Consider the following 3,656-nt stretch of genomic DNA (forward strand, 5'->3'; position numbering starts at 1 on the left):
TTTGACTTTTTATGAAAGTCAAAGGTGGCATTCAGGCGAAAAACGCGGTTTTCGCCTGAATGTACGCCGCGTTGCGGCGGCTGCCGCTTTCGCGTCAGCAGAGCATTTTCAAAGAGAAAATGCTCTAAAATATCTGCCAATTGCCTGGCTGTTGCTTTTACATCAAGATACGCATGAACAGCCTTGGTTCGGATTTCTTCAGATGCAAATTTCATCTCTGCAATCTAAACGATTTTTAAATAAAATAAAAGTCAAATTGCTCTAATGAAAAGGCAATTTATAACTATTGTCGTAGAGAAAATAGATCAGATAGTATCCAGCTTACACTAAAAAAATTGTAGATCCGTTTAAGATATACGATACAGTAATACAATTTTTACATGAAAATTGCTTTTCTGGTATTATATATAATATGCAATTTGCATATATAATTTCTTTATGTATAACTGGTGCTCGTAGAGCAATTCCAAATGAAAAGACACTTGCGGCAAAATTATGTGCAACAAAAATTTTGGAAATATATAATTTGTGCAAAAATAAAAATGAATTTGATTCTTTCATAAAAAGAAAATTGTCAGTTCACTCTGAAATTGTATATAATATTTTACATTATCTGAAAACTAATTATACAAAAAAAATAGAAATATATATTTTACTTCCAGATTTTTCAAAAAAATCCAAAATATTAAATACCATATAAATAGTAACAAACGAGGATAAATTCTAATGCGTATCGGAATTTTTATACAACATCTATTGAGAGGACTTGGCGGTGCAGAACGTGCGGCCATCAACATCGCCAGGGGAATGCTTGAGCGAGGACATGACTGTTTCCTGTTCCATGATACGCCGCCGAACATGCTTGATATCCCTTCTTACTCCATTCCTCAGAGAATTGTTTGTTGCAACATTTCCTCTGGTAATGGAATAAATAGCGTCACAACTGCTAAAAGAGTAATCCTGAAATGCCGTTGTGACGTTGCATGTATTTTCAGCTACGACACCTACAGCCTGTTTGCATTATCCGCGACAGTGGGTACCGGCTTGCCGCTTGTGTGCTCCGAACGTTCCGCGCCGTGGTTGGAGGAAAATATTCTTTGGAACCGGCGAGAACGCCTGCTTTGTCTTGCTTCAGCAGATATAATCCATCTGCTTTTTCCATCCTACACGGCATCTCTGCCGGAAAAATTACGCAGTCGAGTGAGGAGCATCCCCAACTTTTTTGACCCGCAAGCGTATTCTGATGAACCTTCCCTGCGTGCGCGTCAAAATAAAGTTGTGCTTGCTGTCGCAAACCTGCAGGAACCGATAAAGCAACTCTCCCTACTTATTTCCGCTTTTGCCATATTACATGCTGAGTTTCCAGACTGGGAATGCCATATCTGCGGTGATGGCCCGTTCTATAAACAGTATCAAAATTTAATTGATGCGTATCATTTGAGTTCCTGTGTATTCCTTGAAGAAAGTGTAAAAGATATCGATAAATAGTACGCTGTTGCACAAATCTTCTGTCTGCCTTCACGCTCGGAAGGGTTCCCTATGTCACTTCTTGAAGCACAGTCACATGGGTTACCTTCAGTCGGCTTTTCAAACTGCCAGGAGTCAATGAGCTGATCATGCACGAATGCAATGGCCTTTTGGTTTCGAATATGGACGCGCCATCGCTGGCAGAAGCATTGGCAAGATTAATGCGAAACGAAAATTTACGGCTCCAGTACGGCTCAGCTGCCAGAGAAGGAATCTCCGCTTACAACCGAGAACGTATTCTTGATCAGTGGGATGAGCTCTTTACCGACGCAAGCAGCCGAAAAGGCCATACAGTGCTTGACAAAGTGTATGCGAACTTGCCGCAAGAGCAATATGAACGTGAATTATGCTGCCTTGTTGGAACACGCATGGACGCTGGCGAATCCAACTGCAAATCGGAGGTTTCTTGTTTGCTGTCGTTCACGGATTCGGCTGGATGCCCTAATTCGACGCCTGCGCAAGACAACTTCGGGGGACAAATCATGCGCATCGGAATGTTGATTTTTGCCCTGTGCGCTGACAAGGGCGGGGCGGAACGTGCCGCCGTCAATATCGCCTGCGGGTTTACTCAGAAAGGACATGCTTGCACCCTGTTTTATGCGGCAAGGGCAGGAAGCATGCCCGCATATGACATACCGGATGCGGTAGCCTGTGTAAACCTCGGTATTTTTTCTCCTTCTATGATCTGGCTGGAGCACGCACGGGCCGCAGTGCTGGGGAACGTCTTGATGCGCTTCTTGTATTCAATTCAACCTCTTTCGGAAGAAACTATGCTATATTGTGTCATGGATTGCATATTCCGCTTGTCTGGTCGGAACACAATGATCCACAAATTATTGAAGCTGAACTCTGGAGTCGCGCCGAACGGCTTGCGTATATGGCTGCAAGTGATGCCATTGTAGTATTATGTAAAGGATTTATCACATCTCTCCCTACATTTCTCCAGCGACGTACAGTTGTTATTCCAAATTTTCCATATCTTGCCAATAAGAGTAATTCACTCATTTCTCAAACGCATCGCAAACGTATACTGACTGTCGCACGTCTCTATGAACCAGAAAAACAGCTCTCCATACTGCTACACGCCTTCGCTTCGCTCAAGGATAACTTTCCCGGCTGGGAGTGCCACATCTGCGGGGAAGGACCGCACCGCAACTACTACGAAACACTTATTACCGATTTGGGGGTAAACAACAGGATAACTCTGCCGGGAGCAATGGAGGACATTTCCGCTGAATATGCCGAAGCCGATCTGTTCACCCTGCCATCCCGCTACGAAGGATTCCCGTTAGCCCTTGCTGAGGCGCAAGGTTTCGGCCTGCCCGCTGTGGGCTTTGCCGCCTGCCCCGGTGTCAATGAAATCATCGTGCATGGCGAAAACGGCTTGCTTGCCCCGGAAATGACAGCGGAAAGCCTGGCGAAACAACTGCGCACCCTCATGACGGACGAACAATTGCGGCAACGCATGGGCACGCGGGCGCGGGAGCTTTCCGCGCGGTATGATAGAGATCGGGTGCTCGACCAGTGGGAAGTACTTTTCCGGCGCGTGGTCAATAGAAAAAAAACAACGGACTTGGACTCTATAGCCAGTATTGAGGATCCAGATATCCGGGGCACACTCCGCACACTGGTAACCAATCCGCTAGATACAAAAGACAATACAGAATCAAAAAGAGTGTTGAATATGCTTCGTTCCAGTGTAAAGCATCATATCAATCTTCATATGTCGCGTCTATCACTGTCTAAAAAGGAATTTTCAAAAAAATAAATAGACTGTATTTCATGTATAATAAATATATTTTGTAATATATATAGCAGTATACTAAAAAATATGGAGTATATATAGTGTCGAATGCAATTTCCGTCATTATTCCCATATACAATGCGGCTCCGTACTTGCGCCGCTGCCTAGGGCCTGTTCACTCTATTTGACGAATTATATTCATGGGGTATACTCGCCCCCATGAACATAACCAAAGAACAATATGAACGCATTGCCGACTGCTTCCCCCGACAGCGGGGAAATGTTTCCCTGGATAATCGCCAGGTTCTCAATGCTATCCTCTATGTCGCGGAAAATGGCTGCAAGTGGCGGCGTCTCCCAAAAGAATTCGGCAACTGGCATACCA

At 44.4% G+C, this 3,656-nt stretch carries 5 protein-coding genes and 1 pseudogene; 5 read left to right on the forward strand and 1 reads right to left on the reverse strand.

Translation table 11 applies throughout. From position 1 onward, the window contains the following. A partial coding sequence (locus tag G7Y52_RS14605) for a hypothetical protein (RefSeq protein ID WP_165073169.1) occupies positions 1-215 on the reverse strand: 215 nt, incomplete at its 3' end. 197 nt (positions 216-412) lie between these two features. Here G7Y52_RS14605 and G7Y52_RS14610 point away from each other — a divergent pair. The 5 genes and pseudogenes from G7Y52_RS14610 to G7Y52_RS14635 all read left to right on the forward strand — a co-directional run. Next, positions 413-700, forward strand: coding sequence for a hypothetical protein (locus tag G7Y52_RS14610; RefSeq protein WP_165073171.1), 288 nt, complete (start codon positions 413-415; stop codon positions 698-700). A 26-nt stretch (positions 701-726) separates the two neighbouring features. Next, positions 727-1,614 (forward strand): annotated as a pseudogene (locus tag G7Y52_RS14615) (glycosyltransferase). 2 nt (positions 1,615-1,616) lie between these two features. After that, positions 1,617-2,429, forward strand: a complete 813-nt coding sequence (locus G7Y52_RS14625; protein ID WP_165073175.1) for a glycosyltransferase family 4 protein — start codon at positions 1,617-1,619, stop codon at positions 2,427-2,429. Next, positions 2,405-3,295, forward strand: a complete 891-nt coding sequence (locus G7Y52_RS14630; protein ID WP_165073177.1) for a glycosyltransferase — start codon at positions 2,405-2,407, stop codon at positions 3,293-3,295. Before G7Y52_RS14625 ends, G7Y52_RS14630 begins: the two co-directional genes overlap by 25 nt. 195 nt (positions 3,296-3,490) lie before the next feature. After that, on the forward strand, positions 3,491-3,656 hold a 166-nt coding region (locus G7Y52_RS14635), incomplete at its 3' end, for a transposase (protein ID WP_165064542.1).

Origin of the sequence: Desulfovibrio sp. ZJ200 (genome assembly GCF_011039095.1) — a bacterium.
Taxonomy (GTDB): domain Bacteria; phylum Desulfobacterota; class Desulfovibrionia; order Desulfovibrionales; family Desulfovibrionaceae; genus Desulfovibrio.